This is a genomic window from Candidatus Rokuibacteriota bacterium, assembly GCA_030647435.1.
Lineage (GTDB): Bacteria > Methylomirabilota > Methylomirabilia > Rokubacteriales > CSP1-6 > AR37.
Genome location: JAUSJX010000012.1, coordinates 18172 through 39998, shown reverse-complemented (window position 1 = coordinate 39998; position 21827 = coordinate 18172). Strand labels below are relative to the sequence as shown.

Genomic DNA, 21827 nt, shown 5'->3' with positions numbered 1-21827 from the left:
TCAGGGACATATGGGCCCATTCGGGCCCATCTTGATCTCGGTTTTTGGGCGCTCCTGGTAGAAGATGGCCTTGACGCGCTCCTGCTTGCCTCCCTCGGCCAGGCTCCGGTCCTCGGCGAGGTAGATGGTGATCCGCTCGCCGGTAACGATGTCGGCCCCCCGCCACACCCGCGCGTTGCCGATGAGCACCATACGCTGCTCGGCGTCGTAGTACTCGGTGCGGCCGGCAGTCCCCATGCGGCAGTCGCGGGTGATGATCCGGACATTGCCGGTAGACACCACGCGCTCGATGCGGTCCGTCTTGGAGTCCGTGTACACTTCCATCCGGTCGGCGTACTGGACCGAGTTGTTCTGCTTGGCCACGACGTTGCCCTTGAAGACGGAGAGCCCTTCCTTCTGCATGCTCTCGAGGCTGTCGGAGTCGACGATCACCGGCCCATTCTTGCCTTCGGTACCCGGCGCCGCGGGCGGGGTCAACGTCGGGCCCGAGGCCGCGGGGCGCGGCTTAACAGCGCCCTGCTGCTGGGCCGCCGCTATTCCCGTGAACACGACGACGATGAGGAGAGCTACGCCGAGCGCGGGCGTCACAACGGGGAACTTCACGATTTCTTCTTCTTGACGGGAGCCGGAGCCGCTGTCGTCTTGGTCCCGCCGAAGGTCGCCGTGACGCGCCCGTGGACGAGCGTGATCTCTTCGGAGGGGCGGACTTCGAGTCCGGTGCCCTTGACCACCCCTCCGCCCCTATAGATGGTCACCGGCTGGTCCGTCCACGCCCTTCCCTCTGCGTTGCTCCACCGCAGCACCGTCGTCTCCACGCGCAGCCCCTCGCTGGACACCAGGACGACTTTGCCGCGCAGCTCGACGTCCCGGGTGTCCTGGACGAGGTCGCCCTCATCGCTCGTCACCTTCCAGTGCCTGCCGGGCTCTTCGACCCCGATCGTCACCTTCCGGAGAACGGTCTTACCGGTCCCCGGATAGGACTCCGCCTGCTCAGCGTCGAGGCTCCAGCGATAGCTCCCGCCCTTGGCGTCCTCCTGGATGTGGATCTCCTTGATCTCCTGGTCGGCTTGCGAGGACACAACTTCTTGTCGGGGGGCCGAGGCGCGATGTCCCTTGACGATGAGGACACCGATCACGACCGTCACGAAGAGGATGACGCCAAGAGCGATTCCGGTGGCTGCACGGTCCATATGCAATTTCGGTACCACGGTAGCACACCACCACTGGCCGGGCAAAGAAGAAAGCCCGGCAGCGCCGCGCTTTGAGGCCTACTCGCGGGGGGGCCAGGCCTTGCGGGATCGAAGCAGGAACTCGACGGCTTCTCTCACGGCGCCATGCCCACCGGCCGATCGGGAGACCCAGCCCGAAGCTCGCCGCACCTCGGGTACGGCGTCCGCCGGAGCCATGGCAAGTCCGGCGATCCGCATGACGGGCAAGTCGACCAGGTCGTCGCCCATGACGGCGGTCTCGGCCGCCTTCACGCCGAGCCGCGCCAGGAGACCGCGCAGCAAGGATTCCTTGTCTGCGACTCCCTGGTGCACCTCGACGACTCCAAGCTCGCTCATCCGTCGGGTCACCGCCGCCGAGGCCCGCCCCGAGACGACCGCGATCTCGACACCCGCGCGCCGCGCGACCTGTATGGCGAGCCCGTCCCTGACATGAAAGCGCTTGGTCTCTTCGCCCGAGGCGCCGTAGACCAGAACGCCGTCGGTGAGGACGCCGTCCACGTCGAGGACCAGCAGGCGGATCCTCGCGGCCCTGGACGGAGTCTTCGTCTTCACACGATCTTGGCGCGGAGGATATCGTGGATGTGGATGACGCCGGTGGGGCGGCCGCTTTCGTCCGTGATGACGAGGCTCGTGATCACGCCCTCCATGAGCGCCAGCGCCCGGACGGCGAGCTCGTCGGCGCCTATCCGCTTGGGGTTGGCGGTCATGCAATCCCCCGCCCGCCGGTCGAGAAGCGCCCCATGCGCCAGCTGCTGGCGTCTCAAGTCGCCGTCGGTGATGATCCCCACCAGGCACCCGGCCCCGTCCACCACGGTCGTCACGCCGAGCCGCTTGGCGCCCATCTCCTCGATCGCTTCCTTCATCGTCGCCGTCTCTCTGACCACCGGCACGGCATCACCCGTGTGCATGAGGTCCCGCACCCGGAAGAGCGACTGCCAGCCGAGCGCGCCTCGCGGGTGAAGCGCGGCGTAGTCCTCCGGGCCCAGCCCCCGCAGGTCCAGGAGCGCCATGGCGAGCGCATCGCCCATGGCGAGCGCCGCCGTCGTACTCGACGTGGGCGCGAGATTCATCGGGCATGCTTCCTCCGCGACGCCCACGTCCAGGATCACGTCCGCCTGCCGCGCCAGCGTCGAGGCGGGGCTTCCCGTGAGGAGGATGAGGGGCACGCCGAGCCGCTTGATGGCGGGCAGCACGGCCAGGACCTCGTCGGTCTCACCGGAGTTGGACAGGGCCAGGATCAGGTCGTCTCTCGCCACCATGCCGATGTCGCCGTGGACGCCCTCGGCCGGATGGAGAAAATACGCGGGTGTCCCCGTGCTGGCCAGCGTGGAGGCGATCTTCCTCCCGATCAACCCCGACTTGCCCATCCCTGTCACGATCACCCGGCCGCGACAGCCGTGCATCAGCTCGACCGCGCGCACGAAACGATCATCGAGACGGCTCCGGAGCCCTCCGATGCTCTCGGCTTCGAGGCGCAGCACCCGATCGGCCATGGCGAGCAGCCGTAGGCGATCCGTCACCGCGCCGCGCTCCTGAGGCCGGATACGATGGCTCCGATTTCCTCGAGCAGCCGCGGCAGGTCGTCGAGCCGCAGCATGTTCGGCCCGTCGGAGAGCGGGCGACCGTCGGGCATCGTCCGGTCAGGGTCCTCGTGGATCTCCATGAAGAGGGCGTCCACGCCGACCGCGACGGCAGCCCGCGCCAGCGCCTGAACGTATTGCCGCTCGCCGCCGGAGCGATCTCCCGCTCCGCCGGGGAGCTGTACCGAGTGCGTCGCGTCGAAGACCACGGGGCAGCCGAAGCCGCGCATGATCGGGAGCCCGCGGAAGTCTACCACGAGGTTGTTGTAGCCGAAGGAGGCGCCCCGCTCCGTCAGCAGAATGGCCTCATTGCCGGTCGAACGGATCTTCTCCACGACATTGCCCATGTCCCGAGGGGCCAGGAACTGCCCCTTCTTCACGTTCACCGGCTTGCGCGTGCCGCCGCAGGCGAGGAGCAGGTCCGTCTGGCGGCAGAGGAAGGCCGGCACCTGGAGCACGTCGAGCACCTCGGCGGCCGGACCGACTTCCGAGACGTCGTGGACGTCCGAGAGCACGGGCAGCCCGGTCGCCTCTTTCACGCGCCCGAGTATCCTCAGGCCCTCCTTGAGCCCCGGCCCCCGATAGGAGTGGACCGACGAGCGGTTGGCCTTGTCATAGGAGGACTTGTAGATGAAGGGCACCTTGGCGTCGCCCGTGATGCGCCGGAGGCGCTCGGCCATCATCAGGGCGTGGCGCTCGTCCTCGATGGCGCACGGGCCGGCGATGAGCGCCAGCGGCGCGCCGCCGCCGATGACGACGCCGCCAGCCACCTGCACCGGCCGCGTGCGCGGCTCCGCCGTCATGCCGCGGCCTGGTGGTCCATGGCGGCGCGGATGAACGCCGCGAAGAGCGGGTGCGGCGCCCACGGCTTGGAGCGGAACTCCGGGTGGAACTGCCCCGCGACGAACCACGGATGCCCGGGCAGCTCGACGATCTCGACCAGCTGCTTCTCGGCCCAGATCCCGGAGATGCGGAGCCCGCCCGCCTCGAGTGCCTTCAGGTAGTCGTTGTTGACCTCGTAGCGGTGGCGGTGGCGCTCCTGGATCACCCCCTGCCCGTAGGCCCGCGAGGCGGCCGTGCCTTCGGCCAGGACGACCGGGTAGAGGCCGAGACGCATCGTGCCGCCCTTGTCCGTGATATTGCGCTGCTCGGGCAGGAGGTCGATGACGTTGTGCGCGGGCTTGGGGTCGAACTCGGTCGAGTTGGCGCCCTCGAGCCCGCACACGTGCCGCGCATACTCGATCACAGCGCACTGCATGCCGAGGCAGATCCCGAAGTACGGCACCTTGCGCTCCCGCGCGTGGCGGATCCCCTGGATCTTCCCCTCGATGCCGCGGTCGCCGAAGCCGCCCGGCACCAGGATGCCGTCGAGCCCCTCGACGTGGCCGGCCAGCCCCTCGCGCTCGAGGCGCTCGGCGTCGACCCACGCCACGTCCACCGCCACTTCATGGGCGATCCCGCCGTGCGCCAGCGCCTCGTACAGGCTCTTGTACGAGTCCTTGACCTCGATGTACTTGCCGACGATCCCGATCCGCACCCGGCCGCGGGGCGCCTTGATGCGGCGGACGATCTCCTCCCAGCGCGAGAGATCGGCGGGCCGCTGCGGGAGGCCGAGGAGCCTGCAGATGCTCTCGTCGAGCCCCTGCTCGTGAAAGGTCAGCGGCACCTCGTAGATCGTGTCCACGTCACGCGCGGCGACGACGGCTTCCTCCTCGACGTCGCAGAAGAGCGCGATCTTCGACTTGATGGCGGGCGTGAGCAGGTGCTCCTTGTCGGTCCGGCACAGTAGCACGTCGGGCTGGATCCCGATCGCGCGCAGCTCCTTGACCGAGTGCTGCGTCGCCTTGGTCTTGAGCTCGCCCGCGGCCTGGATGAAGGGCACGAGGGTCAGGTGAACGTAGATGACGTTGTCCTTGCCGACGTCCTTCTTGAACTGCCGGACCGCTTCGAGGAACGGCAGCCCCTCGATGTCGCCCACCGTGCCGCCGATCTCCACGATGAGCACGTCCACGCCCGATGCGACCTTGCGTATCGAGGCCTTGATCTGGTCCGTGATGTGCGGGATGACCTGCACCGTGCGGCCGAGGTAGTCCCCGCGCCGCTCCTTCTCGATCACGGTGCCGTACACCTTGCCCGCCGTGATGTTGTTGTCCCGCGTCGTCTGGGCGGAGGTGAAGCGCTCGTAGTGCCCGAGGTCGAGGTCGGTCTCGCCGCCGTCGTCGGTGACGTAGACCTCGCCGTGCTGGTAGGGGCTCATGGTGCCCGCGTCCACGTTGATGTACGGGTCCATCTTGAGCAGCGTCACGCGGAAGCCCCGGGCCTCGAGCAGCGAGCCGATGGAGGCGGCCGCAAGTCCTTTGCCCAGGGACGACACGACGCCACCCGTCACGAAGATGAATTTCGGGGTCACCGGGACTCTCCTTTCCTCGTCAGCGCCTCGATCCAATCGGCGACGGCCGCGCGCTCATCGTCCTTCGTCCGCACGCGCCCGTCGAGTCTCAAGTCGCGCAGCAGGCCGAGCGCCTGCGCCACCCGCGGCCCGCGCGGCACGCCCGCCGCGACCACATCGTCGCCCGAAGACAGCGGCCGCGCCCCGCGCCCCTGTCCCAGGAACCACTCGATCCTGCCGCGCGCCCTGCGGCCGCCGCAGAGCCACGCTCCGAGCAGCGCCACCTCCCGCGCGGGCCGGAGCGTCTCGGCGACCTGGCTGGGCCGCCGCTGCACCTGCGCCCCGACACGCCGCGCCAGGGAGCGCGCGGTCGTCGCGTTGAGCCGCGCGGCGTCGACCCCCGCCACGGCGAGCCTCCGCAGGCACCGCTCCGCCGTGGCCTGAGGCTGGTCGAAGAGCAGCGCCACGAGGGCCAGCCCCCCCGCCTCGACAGCGACGCCCGCGCCGTGGGCCCAGGCGGCGAGGCTGCGCGCGGCACTGAGGCGCCCGCGGCTCCGGCGGGTCACGCGAAAGCCGGGATCCCAGATCCTCAAGGCTCCCCAGCCGAGCAGCAGGCCGAGTACGCCCCAGGGGTCCGGCTCGTCCATCACCAAGTCCAGCTCCGCGTGGAGCCGTTGTCCGGAGAGGGCCGGGTACTCGCCCGCCCTCCACGCGAGCGCCAGCGCTCTGCTGAAGCTCGCATCCGGTTTGAGCCCGAGCCGCGCCGCATACCGCGCGCCCCTCCAGATCCGCGTCGGATCCTCGACGAAGGACAGCGGGTGCAGGACCCGGAGGCGCCGCGCGGCCAGGTCACGCTGGCCGCCGAAGGGGTCGAGCAGGCGACCCCACGCGGAAGGGGCCAGAGCGATGGACATGGCATTGACCGAGAAATCGCGCCGTCCAAGGTCCAGGTCGATCGAAGCCGGGCTCACGTCCGGCAGGGCGCCCGGCATGCCATAACGCTCGCGACGCGCGGAGGCGATATCCACGCGCCCGATTCGAGTGCCATCGGGTGTCGTACCGCCTTCGAGGGACGCCGTGCCGAAAGCGGCGTGGACCACCAGGTGACCGCCCGTCTCCTCCGCGAGCCTCCGCCCGAAGGCGATGCCGTCACCTTCCACGACGAGGTCGAGGTCGGGCGCGCGCGCCGGAGCGCGAACGAGGAGGAGGTCCCGGACGAAGCCGCCGACAGCAAAGACCGCCTGCCCCTGCGCCTCGGCGAGCTTGCCGGCGGTGCGAAGCAGCCAGAGCCTCGCCTCTCCGTCTCCGCCCTGGAGGCGCTCGAGTCTCGCGATGGTCGAATTGGCGGACGTCTCCGGACGGAGCGACGGCTCGACGATGCCCACGGCCCGCCGGCCCTCGCGCACGAGCACCGCGGCCGCGCCGCCCTGAAGCAGCCGCCTCACCGCGATCTCCCCCGTTCCGGCCGTCACCGAGGGCAGGCCGACATAAGCGATGTCGAGCCAGCGCCATCTCCCGAAGCCCCATGCCGCCGCGCGCTCGAGATCCTCCCGCCGCGCTGCCGCGCGGAGGTCCGTCACCACGTGGGCGTGAGCCGCCCGCGCCACATCGAGCGCCTTCCGCACGCTCGTGGAGCCCGGCACCTTCGCCACCCGCCGGTCCATGAGATCGGCCGCGCGCGGCTCGACCTGTGGGTACGCGTGTCCGTGCCTGGCCATGTCCTAGCTGGCCTTGCTGATCGCGCGGGGGTGGAACTTCCGGTACATCGCGCGGACGGCGGAGGACGGCAGGTGGGTGTAGATCTGCGTCGTCGCGATGTCGGCGTGGCCGAGCATCGCCTGGACCGAGCGCAGGTCGGCGCCGCGCTCCAGCAAATGGCTCGCGAAGGAGTGGCGCAGGGTGTGCGGGGAAACCGCGCTCCGCAGCCCCGCCCGCCTTGCCGCGCGCTTGATGACGGACCAGAGGGACTGCCGCGACAGCGGACGGCCGTAGCGGTTGAGAAAGAGGGTCCCGGGGTCGCTCCGCCTGACGAAGCCTGGGCGGGACGTGGACACGTAGCGCTCCACCCACCGGAGCGCCTGGGCGCCGACCGGCACGAGACGCTGGCGGCTGCCCTTGCCGGTGGCCGTGACGTACCCCGCCGTGATGTTGAGGTCCTCGAGCCTGAGCGTCAGGCACTCCGAGGCCCGCAGCCCTGAGGCGTAGAGCAGCTCGAGCATGGCGCGGTCCCGGAGGCCCTCGGGGGCAGAGAGGTCCGGCGATTCGACGAGAGTCCCCGCGTCTTCGATCGAGAGCGTGCGCGGCAGCCTGCGCGCCGGGCGCGGCGATTCGAGGTGCTCCGTCGGGTCCCGGCGGATCTCACCCGAGGCCAGGAGAAAGCGATAGAAGCCGCGCACGGCGGAGAGATGCCGCGCCGAGCTCCGGGCCCCGAGCCCGTGGCGCCTCAAGTCCTCGAGGTAGTCGCTGAGGTCGCCCACGCGCGCCGTCGCCACTGAGCGCCGCTGGTGCTTCAGGAAGGCCGTGAAGCCGGCGAGGTCGTGGCGGTAGGCGGCGAGCGTGTGGGGTGAGGCGCCCCGCTCCGTCTGCAGGGCGGCGAAAAACTCGCGGACCGCGTCCATCACGCTCTCCGGGGCCCGGACACAGCGACGCCCCGGTACCGGCCCTTCCGTACTGCCGAGGCCGTGACCGGGGCGTACCCGACCCACCGCAAAAGCATGACGAAGTCTATCACCCGCTCCCCGCCCCCGGCAAGGTTTGCCCGCGCCGCCGCAGCATGCCGAAGAGCGCGCCGAGCTCAGGCGCCCGGAGCGCCGCGGCCGCAAGCAGGTAGACGAGCATACCCGCGGCCAGCGCGCCCAAAGTCCACGCGGCGCCTGCCCACCCCGCGCCCAGCCGCGCGCCGGCCCAGACGCACCAGAGGAGGAGCGCCGCCGACGCGCCGCCGGTGCGAAGCAGCGAGGCCGCCATCTCCCGGCCGCCGATCGGCCCGAGCCGCCGGCGCAGGAGCCAGCAGAGCAGCAGCAGGTTGACGTAGGCCGACAGCGAGGTAGCCAGCGCGAGCCCCGCGTGCTGGAGCGGCCACATGAGGGCGAGCGCGAGGACAACGTTGGCGGCGACGGATGCGAGCCCGGCCCAGACGGGCGTCCGGGTGTCGCCGAGCGCATAGAATGTCTGCGCGGCGATCCGCGTGGCGGAGAACGCGGGCAGGCCGACCGCGTAGCCTGCCAGGGCCTGGGTCGTCGCGACCGCATCAGTAGGCGTGAACTCACCGCGCTCGAAGAGCAGCTTGACGATCGGATGGCCGAGCGCGATCAGGCCGACAGCCGCGGGCAGCGCGACGAATACCGAGAGCCGGAGCGAGAAGCCGAGCATGTCCGTCAGCGCGCGATGCTCTCCCCGCGCGGCCTGGCCCGACATGCTGGGCAGGGCCGCCGTCGCAAGGGCGATGCCGAACACTCCGAGGGGGAATTCCATCACGCGGTCGGCGTAATAGAGATAGGACACGGTGCCCTCGGGCAGCAGCGAGGCCAGGAGCGTGTTCACGAGCACCGTCACCTGGACCGCGGCCAGCGCGAAGACCGCGGGCCAGAGCCTGCCGGCAATCAATCTGACGGCGGGATGCGACCACTCGACCGAGGGACGGAGCGGGACTCCCAGCCGCGCCAGCTCAGGCAGCTGGACGAGCAGCTGGCCGGCGCCACCGACGAGGACACCCACCACCAGGGAGAAGACCGGCGGCGACATCCTGCCCGCCAGGAAGAGCACCGAGAGGATCATCGCGACGTTGAGCACCGCCGGGCCGAAGGCCGCGGTGAAGAAGCGGTGCTGGGCATTGAGCGCTCCCATCGCCAGTGCGGCAAGCCCCACGAGCAGGAGGTACGGGAACATCAGGCTCGTCAGCCTCCCGGCCAGCCCGATCAGCTCGGGATCGTCGGCCCAGCCCGGCGTCATCACCCGCACGATCCACGGCGCGAGCAGCATGCCGAGGCCCGAGACAACGCACAGGACTACCATGGCGACACCCGTGACCGCTCGGACCATGCGGCCGAACTCTGCTCGGCCGGCCCGTTCCAGGTATTCCGTGAAGACGGGGATGATGGCGGTGGACAGCGCCCCCTCGGCCAGAAGCCGCCGGAGCAGGTTGGGGATACGGAAGGCCACGAAGAAGGCGTCGGTCACCGGCCCCGCGCCGAAAGCCCGCGCCATGACCATGTCGCGCACGAAGCCGAGCACGCGGCTTGCGAGGGTGGCGGCCCCGATGACGCCCACGGCCCGCACAACCCCGTGCTGCACCGCCCGCCGGTCTTCGTTCACGGCGACATTGCCCCGTAGTGGGTCAAGTTGCGAGCCAGACGAGGCCCGAGGGAGCCAGCGACGCGAGGCGTACGTGGAGGTTCGAGCTGAGTGGCGCAGCCGCGAGGCGAGGGCTGAGACAGTTGTACGTCGAGCGTCGCCGGCGACCGAGAACATGGCGGTGCGAGCTGAGCGGCTTCGCCGTGAGGCGAGGGCTGAGTAGATCTGGCGAAGCAAATTGGCCCACTACTCATTGCCCTTGACAGTCGCGGACATGGACGGTACCGTCTACTGTCGTTCAACGCGCAAAGCACCCAGGCCCCCGTCACGCGTTTCATGCACGTTTTTACCAAGGGAGGAAGTTCACCGTGGCCAACACCCGCTCCGCCAAAAAGCGGATCAAGCAGAACCTGAAGCGACGCCTGCGCAATCGCGCGGTGCGCAGCACCATCCGCTCGTCGGTGAAGACGGCGCGCGCGGCGGCCACCGAGAAGACCCCGCAGGCGAAAGAGGCCGTGCTCGAGGCCATCCGCATCCTCGACCGGGCCGTGAGCCGCGGCATCATCCACCGCAACACCGCCGCCCGCAAGAAATCGGCCCTGGCCCGCTCGATCGCGCGTTAGTCCCCCCCATCAGCCCCCCCATCAGCCCCCCATCAGCCGCGGGCACCCTTCTTCGCCAAACGATCGAGCAGCTCAATCGCAGAGTCCCGCATGATCTCCCCGCCGCTCTCGCCGTAGAAGCTGCCGCAGGCGACGTAGCTCGGCTCCCCGTAGTCCCGGCGCGTGAGGAAGTATCCTAGGTAATCGTTGCTGTACCCCGCAACGAAAGTCTCCTCGAAGGTCCGTCGCCCTGCCGTCTTGATGTCGAGACCGAGCCGCGTCTGGAGCTCGCCGGGAACCGTCACCCACGCCGTGCCCCCGATGCGCACAGCCGTGAGACCGGCTGACGACGGCAGAGTCCAGCCAAGCCCGAGCCGGAACGCCGCCGGCACCCAGCGGCCTGTGCAGTTGCGCACCGAGAGTGCGGGGCCGGACAGCGACACCTGGCTCCGGACGGCGCGGAGCGTCAGGTCGCGCCCGGGCGGCAGTGTTCGCCATGCAGCCAGCGCGGCCGAGGCCAGGGCCGCGCCGGCGCTTTCCACGCCCGGCCAGCCCCGCTGCTTCGGGCTGACATCTCCCGCCGCGCCGTTGACGAAGAGCACCGGCGCCCCCGTCTCCCTCTCGAGTCTCGCCGATGCGTCCGCCATAAGGTCGCCTGAGAGGAGCGAGTTGGCGCGGCCGAGCGCCGTGCCGTGGACCGCGTAGTTCCACACGAGGGCGATCGGACGGCTGTCGGCGCCCATCACTTTCAGGAGGCCGAGCTCCGGATCGAGCGGCTGCTCGAGGCGGCTCATGGCCACGCCCGTCACCGTGGTCTTCCCCCACGCCAAGAGCGCCGGAGCCCGTCGCCGCAGAGCCTCCCGCGCCGCCTTCTCCATGCCGTCGAGAATGGCCTTCCGCACCGCCGGTGACTCCCGATCGGCGGCGACGAGAGCCCAGAAGGCGGAAATCCCGTAGGCGCCGGGTCCCGAGTGCGTGTGCGACGCCGAGACGATGAGGATCGGCGGCTCGCCGCCCCGGTCCGCGAGACGCGCGCGCACTTCCGCGACCATGGTCGGGTCGACGGCGACCAGGTCCACGGAGAGCCAGACAACCCTGAGGCCGCCGGACTCTAATACCAGCGCACGTACGCGGAGCGGATCGTGGACGCCGGTGGACGGGTTGAACCAGAACGTATTGGGGGACCGCCCGAGGACATCCGGGATCCATGCGCGCCGCGGGAAACCGCCGTAGCCGGCGAGCGGCGCCCCGGCCGGCAGCTGCAGTTCAAGAGATGAGGCCGCGGCGCTGAGGGCCGCGGCCGGGTGAGGCGACAGCACCGCCACGGTGAGGAGCGCCCACGCGAGGGCGCCCGAGCTCACGCCTCGCACAGGTCAGCGACGAGGACCGCCAGCTCCGGACGCGGCGCGCCGCCCAGCTTGAGGCGGCGCTCGGCCCGCCAGCAGCGCTCGAGGCGCTCCGCCGCCGCCCTCAGCGTCGCTCGCCTCGCCTGCGCGGCAAGGATGGCGAGGAGGCGCAGCGGCTCCTCACCCGCCCCCAGCAGGCGCTCGAGCAGAGACAACGCGGCGGCGGCGTCCCGCCGCTCCACGGCCCGCGTCAGCTCGAAGACCTCGTGCGAGCGGTGCTCGCCCACCACCGCACGCACCTCGACCGCTCCGACGCGCCGGTTCTCGGGCCCGCCCGCGAGAGCGGCTTTCCCGGCTTCGCCGGCGAGGGCGGCAGGATCGTCCCCGACGAGCGTGATGAGGAGCTGAGCCGCCTCCTCCTCGAGCTCTAGGCCGTCGGCGGAGGCGCGGGCGCGTAGCCAGCCCGCGAGCGCGCGCCCGGTGAGCTGGGGGATCTCGACGGCTCCCCCGGCGGGCACCGCCTTCAGGAGCCAGTGGGACGGCGCGAGCGGCTGAGGCACCGTGACGGCCAGGACCGTGCTCGGGTTCGGGGCGCGCACGTACTCGACCAGCGGCTCGGCCTGCTTCGGGCCGAGCCCCTCGACGCCGCGAGCCACGACCAGCCGCCGTGGCGTCCCCCACGGCAGCGTCTCCGCAGCCCGCACGATACCCTCGGCCCCCGCCTCGCGGGCCTCGAGCACCTCGCGGGACATGACCAAGAGCCCGGGATCAGGACAGACGGCGCGCGTAAGCGTGGCCAGAGCTTCTTCGATGAGGAAGGGCTCCGGTCCGTGGAGCAGCACGACGGGCGCCACCTGCCCTTGTGTCAGCCCTTGGAGCCAGGCCGCGTACTGCACTAGAAACGGTCGACCGCGTGACCGACGATCTTCCGACCGATCTCGAGAGCCGCCTGTTTCACGGCTCCCTCTTCGCGGCTGATCGTGTCCGAGACTTGGCCGGCCACGTCGAAGGAGACCTCCTCGACGAGGCCGTTCTGCTGCCAGAGCATCTCGGTGCGGCGAAGGTCGCGGAAGCGGACGTTCATCGTCACCGTCAGGCGGTAGGACCGGAGGTTGAGCTTGCTGTCATACGTGAGCGACTGGACCTGGTAGCCCGTAATCTCCCCGTCGAGGACCGAGTCCGCGTCGTCGAGCGAAACCACCTTGAGTCTGCCGCTGCTCGTGAACGCGTTGACCACGGCCGAAGTGATCGTGCTCTCCGCCCCAGCCTCGGTGGTCCGGTTCCTGAACACCGGCACCGACACCGTCTTGAGATGATCGGGCAGGTTGCCCCTGAGCGAGTAGCCACAGCCCCCCGCGGCCGCGGCGAGCAGGAGCGCGGCAGACAGCAGAGCGCGAATCGCGCGGAGTCGGCTCATGACCGCGTCACGATATTGACGAGGCGGCCGGGCACGACCACGACCTTGGCAACCTCCCGGCCGTCGATCCAGGGGCGGACCTTGGCCTCGGCGAGTGCCTGCTCTCGCACGGCCTGCTCGGGAGCCGACACGTCCACGGTCAGCCGGCTGCGGACCTTGCCGTCCACCTGGACCACCACCGTCACCTGCTCGCGCACGAGCGCGCCCGCGTCCGCGGCAGGCCACGCCTGACGGAAGACGCTCTCGCCGTGCCCGAGCGCCTGCCACATCTCTTCGGTCATGTGCGGACACACCGGCCCGAGGAGCAGGAGCGCCGTTTCCACCGCCTCCTGCAGCAGGCCGGCGCGCTCGGCCCCGGCGACGCGATCGAGCGAGTCCCGCTCGAACTCGTGGAGCGCATTGACGAGCTCCATGACGGCGCTGATCGCCGTGTTGAAGTGAAAGTCCCGCTCGACGTCGGCCGTGACGCGCGCGACGGTCTCGTGGATCACGCGCCGGAAGGCCCGGGCCGCTTCGGAGAGCTCGCCGGGCGCGCGCCCGGCGCCCTTGATCTCATCGGCGTGGGCGTGGACGAAGCGCCAAAGCCGGTTCAGGAAGCGTGAGGCGCCCTCGACACCGCTCTCCGTCCACTCCAGGTCCCGCTCGGGCGGCGCCGCGAACAGCGTGAAGAGCCGCGTCGCGTCCGCCCCGAAACGCCGGATCATGTCGTCCGGGTCTACAACGTTGCCCTTGGACTTCGACATCTTGGCGCCGTCCTTGATCACCATCCCCTGCGAGAGCAGGGCCGCGAACGGCTCGTCGAGCGTGATCATCCCGAGGTCGCGGAGCACCTTGGTGAAGAAGCGCGCGTACAGGAGGTGCAGCACCGCGTGCTCGATTCCGCCGATGTACTGGTCCACCGGCATCCAGTACTCGGCCGCCGACCGTTCGAACATCCCCTGCTCGTATCGCGGCGAGCAGTAGCGGATGAAATACCAGGCGGACTCGACGAACGTGTCCATGGTGTCGGTGTCTCGCCGGGCACGACCGCCGCATTTCGGGCACGTCGCGTTCACGAACGTGGCGACTTCGGCGAGAGGTGACCCGCCCTTGCCGCTGATCTGGACGTCCTGAGGCAGCACCACGGGCAGGTTCTCCTCCCGCTCCGGCACCATGCCGCAGGTCTCGCAGTAGAGGATGGGGATGGGCGCGCCCCAGTAGCGCTGGCGGCTGATGCCCCAGTCGCGCAGGCGGTAGTTGATCTTCGACCGCCCGATGCCCTTGGACGCGAGCCAGTCGATGGCCTTGCGCTTGGCCTCCTCCACGGTAGAGCCGTCAAGGAAGCCCGAGTTGATCTTCACGCCGTCACCGAGATACGCCTGGGTCTCCTGCCACCCGTCAGGTCGCTTGACGGTGGCGATGATGCGGAGCCCGTTCTGCTTGGCGAAGTCCCAGTCGCGGGTGTCCTCGCCCGGAACGGCCATGATGGCGCCGGTGCCGTAGCCCATGAGCACGTAGTCCGCGATGAAGAGCGGGATCTCCTTCCCCGTGAAGGGATTGACGGCGCGCGCGGTGAGCCGGATACCGCGCTTCGGGCGGTCGGCCGCCATGCGCTCGATCTCGGATTCGCGGCCGACCTCCTGCCGGAAGGCCGTGATCCGGGCGCGCTCCTGCTCATCCATCGCGAGCTTGTCCACGAGTGGATGCTCCGGGGCCAGCACCGCGTACGTCATGCCGAACGACGTGTCGGGGCGCGTGGTGAAGATCGTGACGCGGAGGTCCGGACGTCCCGCCACAGGACGTTCGAACTCAGCGCCCTCGCTCTTCCCGATCCAGTTCCTCTGCATGGTCAACACCCGCTCGGGCCAGCCGGGCAGCCTGTCGCACCAGGCCAGGAGCTCCTCGGCATAGTCGGTGATCCTGAAGAACCACCCCTCGATCTCCTTGGGCACGACCTCCGAGTCGCAGCGCCAGCAGCGCCCGTTCTCGACCTGCTCGTTGGCGAGGACGGTCTGGCACGAGGGGCACCAGTTGACCCTGGATCGCTGCTTGTACGCGAGGCCGCGCTCGAACATGCGGATGAAAACCAGCTGCTCCCAGCGATAGTAGGACGGGTCGCACGTGGCGAGCTCGCGATCCCAGTCGTAGGACATGCCGAGCCGCCGGAGTTGCGTCTTCATGTTGGCGATGTTCTCGTGGGTCCACACGGCGGGGTGCACGCCGTTGTCGATGGCGGCGTTCTCGGCCGGCATGCCGAAGGCGTCCCACCCCATGGGATGGAGCACGTTGTAGCCGCGCATCCACTTGAAGCGGGCCAGGAGATCCCCGATCGTGTACACGCGCACGTGGCCCATGTGGATGCGTCCGGACGGGTACGGGAACATCTCGAGGCAGTAGTACTTCGGCCGCGCGGGATCCTCTGTGACGCGGAACTGGCCGCTCTCCTCCCAGACCCGCTGCCACTTCGACTCGATCTCGCGGAAGGGATAGCGGTCTGCGCGGTCGTCGGTGGCCATATTCGTGCTGATTTTCCCACACTTAGCAGGCGGGACGCAAGAAAGGTCCCCGGGGGCGGGGCCTCAACCCCCGGGGAACGAGACCCAACTACTTCATTTTCAGCTCCAGCTTGATTCCCGCAGCGGCATCCTTGGCCTTCTGCACAGACTCGGCGTGCTTGCCGGCGGCGTGCAGCGCCTTGACCTCGGCGACCATGGCCGCCGCCTTCTTGGACGCGTCGTCGGTCTTTCCGGCGGTCGCGTCCTCGATCTGCTTGGCCAGCAGGGGGCACTGGTTCGCGAACGCCGCGCCGGCGGTCGTTAGTACCAGGGCCAGAGCTATCAGAATCTTCTTCATGTGTTCACCCCCTTTCGTGAGATGTCGCATATTCTAACCCGGTTCGGCCACGGATGGTTCCTCCCCTGAAGGCGCGGGGTGGAAGAAGTCGTGGATGCGCTGGGCGAGCTTCGGCCGTACCTTGGGCACCGCGGCCAGCTGGGCGACCGAGGCCTCGCGGACCGCCCGGGCGGAGCCGAGCGTTTTGAGCAGGCTCGTTCTGAGCGCGGGTCCCACGCCGGGAATCTGGTCCAGCACCGAGCTGATGGTTCGGCGGGTGCGGAGCTTCTTGTGGTAGGTCACGGCGAACCGGTGGGCCTCGTCGCGCACCTTCTGGAGCGCGTGGAGCGCGGGGGATGTCAGGTCCAGCACGAGCGGCTCGAGCCGGTCCGGCGTGTAGACCTCCTCCGCCCGCTTGGCCAGCGACACCATGGGCACGTAGTCGAGACCGATGGCCTCCAGCGCCTTCAACCCCGCCGCCAGCTGGCCCCGCCCGCCATCCAGCAGGATCAGGTCGGGGAGGACGCCATCAGTCTCGAGGACTCGCCCGTAGCGCCGGCTCACGGCCTCGTGCATGGCCGCGAAATCGTCCGTTCCCGTGACCGTCCGGATCCGGTAGCGCTTGTAGTCGTCCTTCGCCATCTCCCCGTCCTTCCACACGACCATGGAGGCGACCGTCTCCCCGCCCTGGAAGGTCGAGACGTCGAAGGCCTCGATGCGATGCGGCGGCTCCGGCAGGCCGAGCGCGCGCTGGAGCTCGTCCAGCACCGCCTGCGTCCGGTTGCCCCGCGAGAGGAGATGGCTCTCTAGCGCCAGCGCGGCGTTCTCCTCCGCCATCGCCACGAGCTCGCGCTTCCTCCCGCGCTGGGGCGCCAGGAGCTCCACGCGGCCGCCGCGGCGCCCGGCCAGCCACTCGCCGGTCAGCTCGGCCTCGGGCACGTCCACCGAGAGGAGGATCTCCGGCGGCGGCACGACCTCGCGCGCGTAGAACTGGCGCAGGAAGGCCGAGAGGACCTCTCCCTCGCTCGACCCCGACAGCCGGTCGAAGAAGAAGGACTCGCGCCCGAGCAGCCTGCCGCGCCGCACGAAGAAGAGCTGGACGCAGGCGTCCTGCCCCTGGCGGACGACGCCCACGATGTCCTGGTCGCTGTCCTCGGTCGAGATGATCTTCTGCCGCTCGCGAACCGTGTTGAGCGCCTGGACACGGTCGCGCAGCCGCGCCGCCTGCTCGAACTTTTCCTCCGCCGCCGCCGCCTCCATCTGCACCGTCAGCTCCTGCGCCAGGCCGTCGTTCTTCCCCTCCAGGAAGCGCTCGACCTCGCGCACGGTTTGGTCGTAGCCGTCCTTCGTCTCCAGGCTGGTGCACGGCGCGTTGCAGCGGTGGATGTAGTACTGCAGACACGGGCGCGACTTCTTGCCGTCTATCTTGATCCTGCAGGTCCGGAGCGGGAAGAGCTGGCGCACGAGCCTCAGCGTCTCCCGCATCGCGGTCGCCGGGTAGAAGGGCCCGAAGTAGGCCGCTCCGTCCCGCTGCACCCGCCGCGCGACGACGAGGCGCGGGTACTCTTCGTAGGTGGTCAGCTTGAGGAAGGGGTAGTGCTTGTCGTCACGGAGGATGATGTTGTAGCGCGGCCGGTGCCTCTTGACGAGATTGGACTCCAGGATGAGCGCCTCGAGCTCGTTGCCGGTGACGATGCACTCGAGATCGCGGATCTGCCCGACGAGCGCGTCCGTCTTCGCATCGCGCGCCCGCGACTCCTGGAAGTAGGAGCGTACGCGGCTTCGGAGCGAGGCGGCCTTGCCGACGTAGACGATCTGCCCTTTGCCGTCCTTGTAGAGGTAGACGCCCGGCCGGTCGGGCAGCTGGCCGAGCTTGGCCGCGAGGTCGACCGCCGCTACGCGGCCAGCCACAGCGTCACCGCGAGGACGACGAGCCCGAGAACCGCGGGGATGAGGACGGTCCACCGCAGCATACGATCGATCCGGCGCAGCACGGGCGCGCGCGGGCGTCCCGGGCGCGGCGGGTTGACGAACGCAATGATTTTCGACAGCACAACGAGGCCCAGTGAGAGGGCCACGAAGAACACCAGGGTCCACTTGACGAGCATGGCGGGTTGGGCGCCCCTCAGCGCACGCCCAGCTCGGCCTTCCGGAGCGCCATGATCCGGTCGCGCAGCTCCGCGGCGCGCTCGAAGTCGAGGCGCCGGGCGGCCTCCTTCATGGCCCCTTCGAGCTCGGCCACGTGCGCCCGGAGCGCCGCCGGGCTCTCCCACACGGGTAGGGCCTCCTTGGGCACCTCGACCGTGTAGTAGTCGCGCTCCGGCACGCTGTCGAGGAGATCCTTCATCCCGCGCTTGACGGACTCAGGCGTGATGCCGTGCTCCCGGTTGTACGCCCCCTGGACTACCCTGCGCCTCTCGGTCTCGGCGATCGCCTCCCGCATCGAGCCCGTCACCGTGTCCGCGTACATGATCACCTCGCCGTTGACGTGGCGGGCCGCCCTGCCGGCAGTCTGGATGAGCGACGTCGCCGAGCGCAGGAAGCCCTCCTTGTCGGCGTCGAGGATCGCCACGAGCGAGACCTCGGGCAGATCGAGCCCCTCCCGAAGGAGGTTGATGCCGATCAGGGCGTCGTACTTGCCCATTCGCAGCTCGCGGATCACCGCCACGCGGTCCAGCGTGTCGATGTCCGAGTGCAGGTACCGCACCCTGAGCCCGTTCTGCTGGTAGTACTCGCATAGGTCCTCGGCCATGCGCTTCGTCAGCGTCGTGATGAGCACCCGCTCGCCGCCCTCCGCGTGGGCGCGCACCTCCGCCATGAGGTCGTCGACCTGGACGCCCGCCGGGCGCACCGTGATCTTGGGATCCATGAGCCCGGTCGGCCGGATGATCTGCTCGGCCACCGCCCCGCCCTCCCACGGCGTGCCCGGCCCAGCCCGGTGCCCGCCCGCCCGCCCGAGCTCGTACGGCCCCGGTGTCGCCGACACGTAGAGCGTCTGCGGCACCATGGCCGTGAACTCGTCGAAATTGAGCGGCCGGTTGTCGAAAGCCGACGGGAGCCGGAAGCCGTACTCGACGAGAGCCTCCTTGCGCGAGCGGTCCCCCGGGTACATGCCGCGAATCTGCGGCACCGTCACATGGGATTCGTCGATGATGACGAGGGCGTCCTTGGGAAGGTAATCCATCAGGGTCGGCGGGTTCTGCCCCGGCTTGCGCCCGGAGAGGTGCCGCGAGTAGTTCTCGATGCCGTGACAGTAGCCGATCTCCCTCAGCATCTCCATGTCGAAGAGCGTCCGCTGCTCGAGCCGCTGGGCCTCCAGCAGCCGGTTGCGCCCCTTGAGGAACCGCAGCCGCTCGCCCAGCTCCTCCATGATGCCCGCGACCGCGCGCTCGAGCTGGTCGGCCGGCGTGACGTAGTGGCTCGCGGGGTAGATCCTCGCGGCCGGCGCAGAACCCGTCGTCACCCCCCGCAGCGGATCCAGGGTCGACAACTTTTCGACCGTGTCTCCCCACAGCTCGACACGGAGGGCCTCCGACTCCGCGGCCGCCGGGAAGATCTCCACGACGTCGCCGCGGACCCGGAACGTCCCCCTGCGGAAGTCGACGTCGTTGCGCTCGTACTGGATGGCGACCAGGCCCCGGATGAGCGCGTCGCGCTCGATCACCTGCCCGACCTCCAGTCCAACATTCATGCCCTGGTAGGTCTCCGGGGCGCCGATGCCGTAGATGCACGAGACCGAGGCGACCACCACGACGTCCCGCCGCTCGAAGAGCGACGTCGTCGCCGAGTGGCGCATGCGGTCGATGTCGTCGTTCACCAGCGCGTCCTTCTCGATGTAGGTGTCCGACTGCGGGATGTAGGCTTCCGGCTGGTAGTAGTCGTAGTAGGAGACGAAGAACTCGACGGCGCCGGTGGGAAAAAACGACTTGAACTCGCCGTACAGCTGCGCCGCCAGCGTCTTGTTCGGAGAGATGACCAGCGCCGGCCGGCCCAGCCCCGCGATGACGTTGGCGAGCGTGAAAGTCTTGCCGCTGCCCGTGATGCCGAGGAGGACGCTGTGCCGGCGTCCCTCGGCGAGCAGCTCGCTCAGGCGCTCGATCGCGCGCGGCTGGTCCCCCGCGGGCGAGAACTCCGAGGACAGCCGGAACAACGTGCTCAGGGGGAGGACGGAACCGCGACGAGGTACTTCCGCCACGAGTCGAGGAAGCTCGTGGCGTGGGGGTGCCGCATGAGGTGCACCGAGAACAGGAACTGCGGGTGCACCGGCTCGCGGATGAGCCGCAGGCGGGCCTCCTCCACCGTCCGGTTTCCCTTGAAGAGATTGCACCGAAGGCAGGCCGCGACGACGTTGGTCCACGTGGTCTGCCCGCCCCGCGAGCGCGGCTTGACGTGGTCCACGGTCAGCTTCTCACCGCGCCGGCTGCAGTACTGGCAGGTGTACCCGTCGCGGCGGAGGATGTTCTTTTTGTTGAACGCGACCCGCTCGAGGAACGGCTTGCGGATGTAGACGGCAAGTCGGATCACCGCGGGCAGCGGAAAGGCGCGCGAGGGCGAGCGGATCACGCGCGGCGACGACTCGACGCTCTCGGCCTTGCCGGCGAGCAGGAGCGTCACCGCACGCCTGGCGTTGGTGAAATGCAGCGGCTCGTACGTAAAGTTGAGTACCAGGACCGCTATGTCATCCATGTCCGTTCGTCAAGGATAGTCAGCGCGCCGCGGCCTGTCAACTCCGGGCGCTCAGACCAGCGCACGCCAGAGCGAGGGCGCGAAGCCCGCCAGCAGCAGGAAGGCGGACACGAACCAGCGCCAGTCCCACAGGAGCAGCGCCAGGAGCACGCAGAGGATGACGAAGCAGAGCCCGTAGAAGCGGACCTCTCGGCGGTCGGTCCAGGCGCCCTTGCCCACCAGCATGGGCGCCTTGCCGGCCAGGTAGACGGGCGAGTAGACGAGGAAGAAGGCCACGAGCAGACCGGAGAAGACCATCACCCCGCCCATGGCACCGAGGACCGCCCACGCTACCCAGGCCACCGGCGTCGTCGCGCTCTCGACGAAGATGCTCGGCATGTACTGGGGCTTGTGGAACACCACGAGCGCCGCCGTGGCGAAGAGCGGCAGCACCAGCTCGAGCCACGCCCACCGGGCGGAGCGAGGGCCCCAGTTTGCCGGCGCGTTTGCCGGATCCGTGACCCTCCACTGCCCCGATCGGTTCGCCATGTCCCCTCTCAGTGCTCAGCCAGTATCTCATACAGGATGCCCTCCCGGAGACCCCGGTCGCTGACCACGAGGGCATCGAAGCCGAGCCTGTCGAGGGCCGCGAGGAAGATCGCCGCGCCCGGGACGATCAGGTCGGCCCGGCCCGGCTCAAGGCACGGCAGGGCGGCGCGCTCGGCCAGGCTCTGGGCCGCGAGGCGCGCGACGAGCCCCGCCACCACCACGCGCGTGAGGCGGTGACCGTGCACTCGCGCCGGGTCGTAGGATTCGAGGCCGAGATCGAGGGCCGCCAGCGTCGTCACTGTCCCCGCGCTGCCCACGAGCGCCGGCGCGCCGTGGCGGAGGATCGGCTCCGTGAGGCCGGCGGTGAGCCGCGCCCCGATCTCGGCGGCCATCGCGTCGTACCGCGTGTGATCGACGGGGCCCTGGTCCATGAAGCGCTCCGCGAGCTCGACGACACCGAGCATCACGCTCACGGCCTGAGATGCGCGCCCTGCGCGCGAAAGCACGAACTCGGTGCTGCCCCCGCCGATATCGAAGAGGAGGAAATCGCCCCTCAGGTCGGGCAGCCCTTCCGTCACGCCGAGGAGAGTCAGCCGCGCTTCTTCCTCGCCCGAGATCACCCGCACCTGCCGGCCGCTCGACGAACGGACCTGGGCAAGAAACTCGGCGCCGTTCTGCGCCTCGCGGACAGCGCTGGTGCCGACGATGCGCACATCGTGGACACCCAGGTCTTCCGCCCGGCGGCAGAAGGCGGCAACGACCTCCACGGTCCGCCGCATCGCGGCCGGCTGGAGGCTGCCCGTACCCGCCTGCCCCTCTCCCAGCCGCGTCACGCGCTGCTCCGCGTGCAGCCCGCGCCATTCGGCGCCGGAGGCCTCGACGACGAGCAGGCGGACGGTGTTGGTGCCGAGGTCGATGGCAGCCAGCCGCCTCACGTCGCGGCGTG

The 21827-nt window shown here is 69.7% G+C and carries 21 protein-coding genes; 1 reads left to right on the top strand and 20 read right to left on the bottom strand.

Translation table 11 applies throughout. The annotated features are described in order from the left end of the window. The 9 genes from lptA to murJ all read right to left on the bottom strand — a co-directional run bounded on the left by lptA (window position 1) and on the right by murJ (window position 9512). Window positions 1–603, bottom strand: coding sequence for a lipopolysaccharide transport periplasmic protein LptA (gene lptA, locus Q7W02_02095; GenBank protein MDO8474981.1), 603 nt, complete (start codon window positions 601–603; stop codon window positions 1–3). After that, window positions 600–1190, bottom strand: coding sequence for an LPS export ABC transporter periplasmic protein LptC (gene lptC, locus Q7W02_02090; protein MDO8474980.1), 591 nt, complete (start codon window positions 1188–1190; stop codon window positions 600–602). Before lptC ends, lptA begins: the two co-directional genes overlap by 4 nt. A 78-nt stretch (window positions 1191–1268) precedes the next feature. Continuing rightward, window positions 1269–1781: an HAD-IIIA family hydrolase gene (locus Q7W02_02085; GenBank protein MDO8474979.1), complete on the bottom strand. Its 513-nt coding sequence runs from the start codon at window positions 1779–1781 to the stop codon at window positions 1269–1271. Beyond that, window positions 1778–2722 (bottom strand): KpsF/GutQ family sugar-phosphate isomerase, encoded by a 945-nt coding sequence (locus Q7W02_02080; protein MDO8474978.1) that lies wholly within the window; start codon window positions 2720–2722, stop codon window positions 1778–1780. Before Q7W02_02080 ends, Q7W02_02085 begins: the two co-directional genes overlap by 4 nt. A gap of 23 nt (window positions 2723–2745) precedes the next feature. Next, window positions 2746–3612 (bottom strand): 3-deoxy-8-phosphooctulonate synthase, encoded by an 867-nt coding sequence (kdsA, locus tag Q7W02_02075; GenBank protein MDO8474977.1) that lies wholly within the window; start codon window positions 3610–3612, stop codon window positions 2746–2748. Next, window positions 3609–5219, bottom strand: a complete 1611-nt coding sequence (locus Q7W02_02070) for a CTP synthase (protein MDO8474976.1) — start codon at window positions 5217–5219, stop codon at window positions 3609–3611. The genes kdsA and Q7W02_02070 overlap by 4 nt, the downstream gene beginning before the upstream one ends. Then, window positions 5216–6916, bottom strand: a complete 1701-nt coding sequence (locus tag Q7W02_02065; protein ID MDO8474975.1) for a hypothetical protein — start codon at window positions 6914–6916, stop codon at window positions 5216–5218. The genes Q7W02_02070 and Q7W02_02065 overlap by 4 nt, the downstream gene beginning before the upstream one ends. Before the next feature lie 3 nt (window positions 6917–6919). Then, entirely contained in the window at window positions 6920–7816 is an 897-nt protein-coding gene (gene xerD / locus Q7W02_02060) for a site-specific tyrosine recombinase XerD (protein MDO8474974.1), read from the bottom strand. A 109-nt stretch (window positions 7817–7925) separates the two neighbouring features. Further along, the gene (gene murJ, locus Q7W02_02055) at window positions 7926–9512 is read right to left on the bottom strand and encodes a murein biosynthesis integral membrane protein MurJ (GenBank protein MDO8474973.1); all 1587 of its coding nucleotides are present in this window, start codon (window positions 9510–9512) and stop codon (window positions 7926–7928) included. A gap of 347 nt (window positions 9513–9859) precedes the next feature. Here murJ and rpsT point away from each other — a divergent pair, with 347 nt between their 5' ends. Continuing rightward, window positions 9860–10114 (top strand): 30S ribosomal protein S20, encoded by a 255-nt coding sequence (rpsT, locus tag Q7W02_02050; protein ID MDO8474972.1) that lies wholly within the window; start codon window positions 9860–9862, stop codon window positions 10112–10114. 32 nt (window positions 10115–10146) lie between these two features. Here the strand turns inward: rpsT and Q7W02_02045 are convergent, their stop codons facing one another. From Q7W02_02045 to Q7W02_01995, 11 genes are all read right to left on the bottom strand, one after another. Continuing rightward, the gene (locus tag Q7W02_02045) at window positions 10147–11454 is read right to left on the bottom strand and encodes a neutral/alkaline non-lysosomal ceramidase N-terminal domain-containing protein (GenBank protein ID MDO8474971.1); all 1308 of its coding nucleotides are present in this window, start codon (window positions 11452–11454) and stop codon (window positions 10147–10149) included. Continuing rightward, window positions 11451–12293, bottom strand: coding sequence for a DNA polymerase III subunit delta (gene holA / locus Q7W02_02040; protein MDO8474970.1), 843 nt, complete (start codon window positions 12291–12293; stop codon window positions 11451–11453). Before holA ends, Q7W02_02045 begins: the two co-directional genes overlap by 4 nt. Window positions 12294–12334: 41 nt before the next feature. Continuing rightward, window positions 12335–12856: an LptE family protein gene (locus Q7W02_02035; protein MDO8474969.1), complete on the bottom strand. Its 522-nt coding sequence runs from the start codon at window positions 12854–12856 to the stop codon at window positions 12335–12337. Further along, window positions 12853–15351 (bottom strand): leucine--tRNA ligase, encoded by a 2499-nt coding sequence (leuS, locus tag Q7W02_02030; protein ID MDO8474968.1) that lies wholly within the window; start codon window positions 15349–15351, stop codon window positions 12853–12855. Before leuS ends, Q7W02_02035 begins: the two co-directional genes overlap by 4 nt. An 88-nt stretch (window positions 15352–15439) precedes the next feature. Beyond that, complete coding sequence (locus Q7W02_02025) at window positions 15440–15688, bottom strand: hypothetical protein (protein ID MDO8474967.1); 249 nt, start codon at window positions 15686–15688, stop codon at window positions 15440–15442. Between the two features lie 33 nt (window positions 15689–15721). Next, on the bottom strand, window positions 15722–17578 hold the full coding sequence (gene uvrC / locus Q7W02_02020; GenBank protein ID MDO8474966.1) for an excinuclease ABC subunit UvrC: 1857 nt from the start codon (window positions 17576–17578) through the stop codon (window positions 15722–15724). Further along, entirely contained in the window at window positions 17563–17775 is a 213-nt protein-coding gene (locus Q7W02_02015; GenBank protein ID MDO8474965.1) for a hypothetical protein, read from the bottom strand. The genes uvrC and Q7W02_02015 overlap by 16 nt, the downstream gene beginning before the upstream one ends. 17 nt (window positions 17776–17792) lie before the next feature. Next, window positions 17793–19817, bottom strand: a complete 2025-nt coding sequence (gene uvrB / locus Q7W02_02010) for an excinuclease ABC subunit UvrB (GenBank protein ID MDO8474964.1) — start codon at window positions 19815–19817, stop codon at window positions 17793–17795. Between the two features lie 5 nt (window positions 19818–19822). Beyond that, complete coding sequence (locus Q7W02_02005; GenBank protein MDO8474963.1) at window positions 19823–20353, bottom strand: HNH endonuclease; 531 nt, start codon at window positions 20351–20353, stop codon at window positions 19823–19825. A gap of 51 nt (window positions 20354–20404) precedes the next feature. Further along, complete coding sequence (locus Q7W02_02000) at window positions 20405–20881, bottom strand: hypothetical protein (protein MDO8474962.1); 477 nt, start codon at window positions 20879–20881, stop codon at window positions 20405–20407. A gap of 8 nt (window positions 20882–20889) precedes the next feature. Next, window positions 20890–21816 (bottom strand): Ppx/GppA phosphatase family protein, encoded by a 927-nt coding sequence (locus Q7W02_01995; protein MDO8474961.1) that lies wholly within the window; start codon window positions 21814–21816, stop codon window positions 20890–20892. Between the last annotated feature and the right edge of the window lie 11 nt (window positions 21817–21827).

What these genes read in the sequence shown, in the direction of transcription:
- lptC (MDO8474980.1), bottom strand. Translation starts at nt 1,190, where the DNA reads ATGGACCGTGCAGCCACCGGAATCGCTCTTGGCGTCATCCTCTTCGTG.
- Q7W02_02080 (MDO8474978.1), bottom strand. Translation starts at nt 2,722, where the DNA reads ATGGCCGATCGGGTGCTGCGCCTCGAAGCCGAGAGCATCGGAGGGCTC.
- kdsA (MDO8474977.1), bottom strand. Translation starts at nt 3,612, where the DNA reads ATGACGGCGGAGCCGCGCACGCGGCCGGTGCAGGTGGCTGGCGGCGTC.
- Q7W02_02065 (MDO8474975.1), bottom strand. Translation starts at nt 6,916, where the DNA reads ATGGCCAGGCACGGACACGCGTACCCACAGGTCGAGCCGCGCGCGGCC.
- xerD (MDO8474974.1), bottom strand. Translation starts at nt 7,816, where the DNA reads ATGGACGCGGTCCGCGAGTTTTTCGCCGCCCTGCAGACGGAGCGGGGC.
- Q7W02_02035 (MDO8474969.1), bottom strand. Translation starts at nt 12,856, where the DNA reads ATGAGCCGACTCCGCGCGATTCGCGCTCTGCTGTCTGCCGCGCTCCTG.
- leuS (MDO8474968.1), bottom strand. Translation starts at nt 15,351, where the DNA reads ATGGCCACCGACGACCGCGCAGACCGCTATCCCTTCCGCGAGATCGAG.
- Q7W02_02025 (MDO8474967.1), bottom strand. Translation starts at nt 15,688, where the DNA reads ATGAAGAAGATTCTGATAGCTCTGGCCCTGGTACTAACGACCGCCGGC.
- Q7W02_02015 (MDO8474965.1), bottom strand. Translation starts at nt 17,775, where the DNA reads ATGCTCGTCAAGTGGACCCTGGTGTTCTTCGTGGCCCTCTCACTGGGC.
- Q7W02_02005 (MDO8474963.1), bottom strand. Translation starts at nt 20,353, where the DNA reads ATGGATGACATAGCGGTCCTGGTACTCAACTTTACGTACGAGCCGCTG.
- Q7W02_02000 (MDO8474962.1), bottom strand. Translation starts at nt 20,881, where the DNA reads ATGGCGAACCGATCGGGGCAGTGGAGGGTCACGGATCCGGCAAACGCG.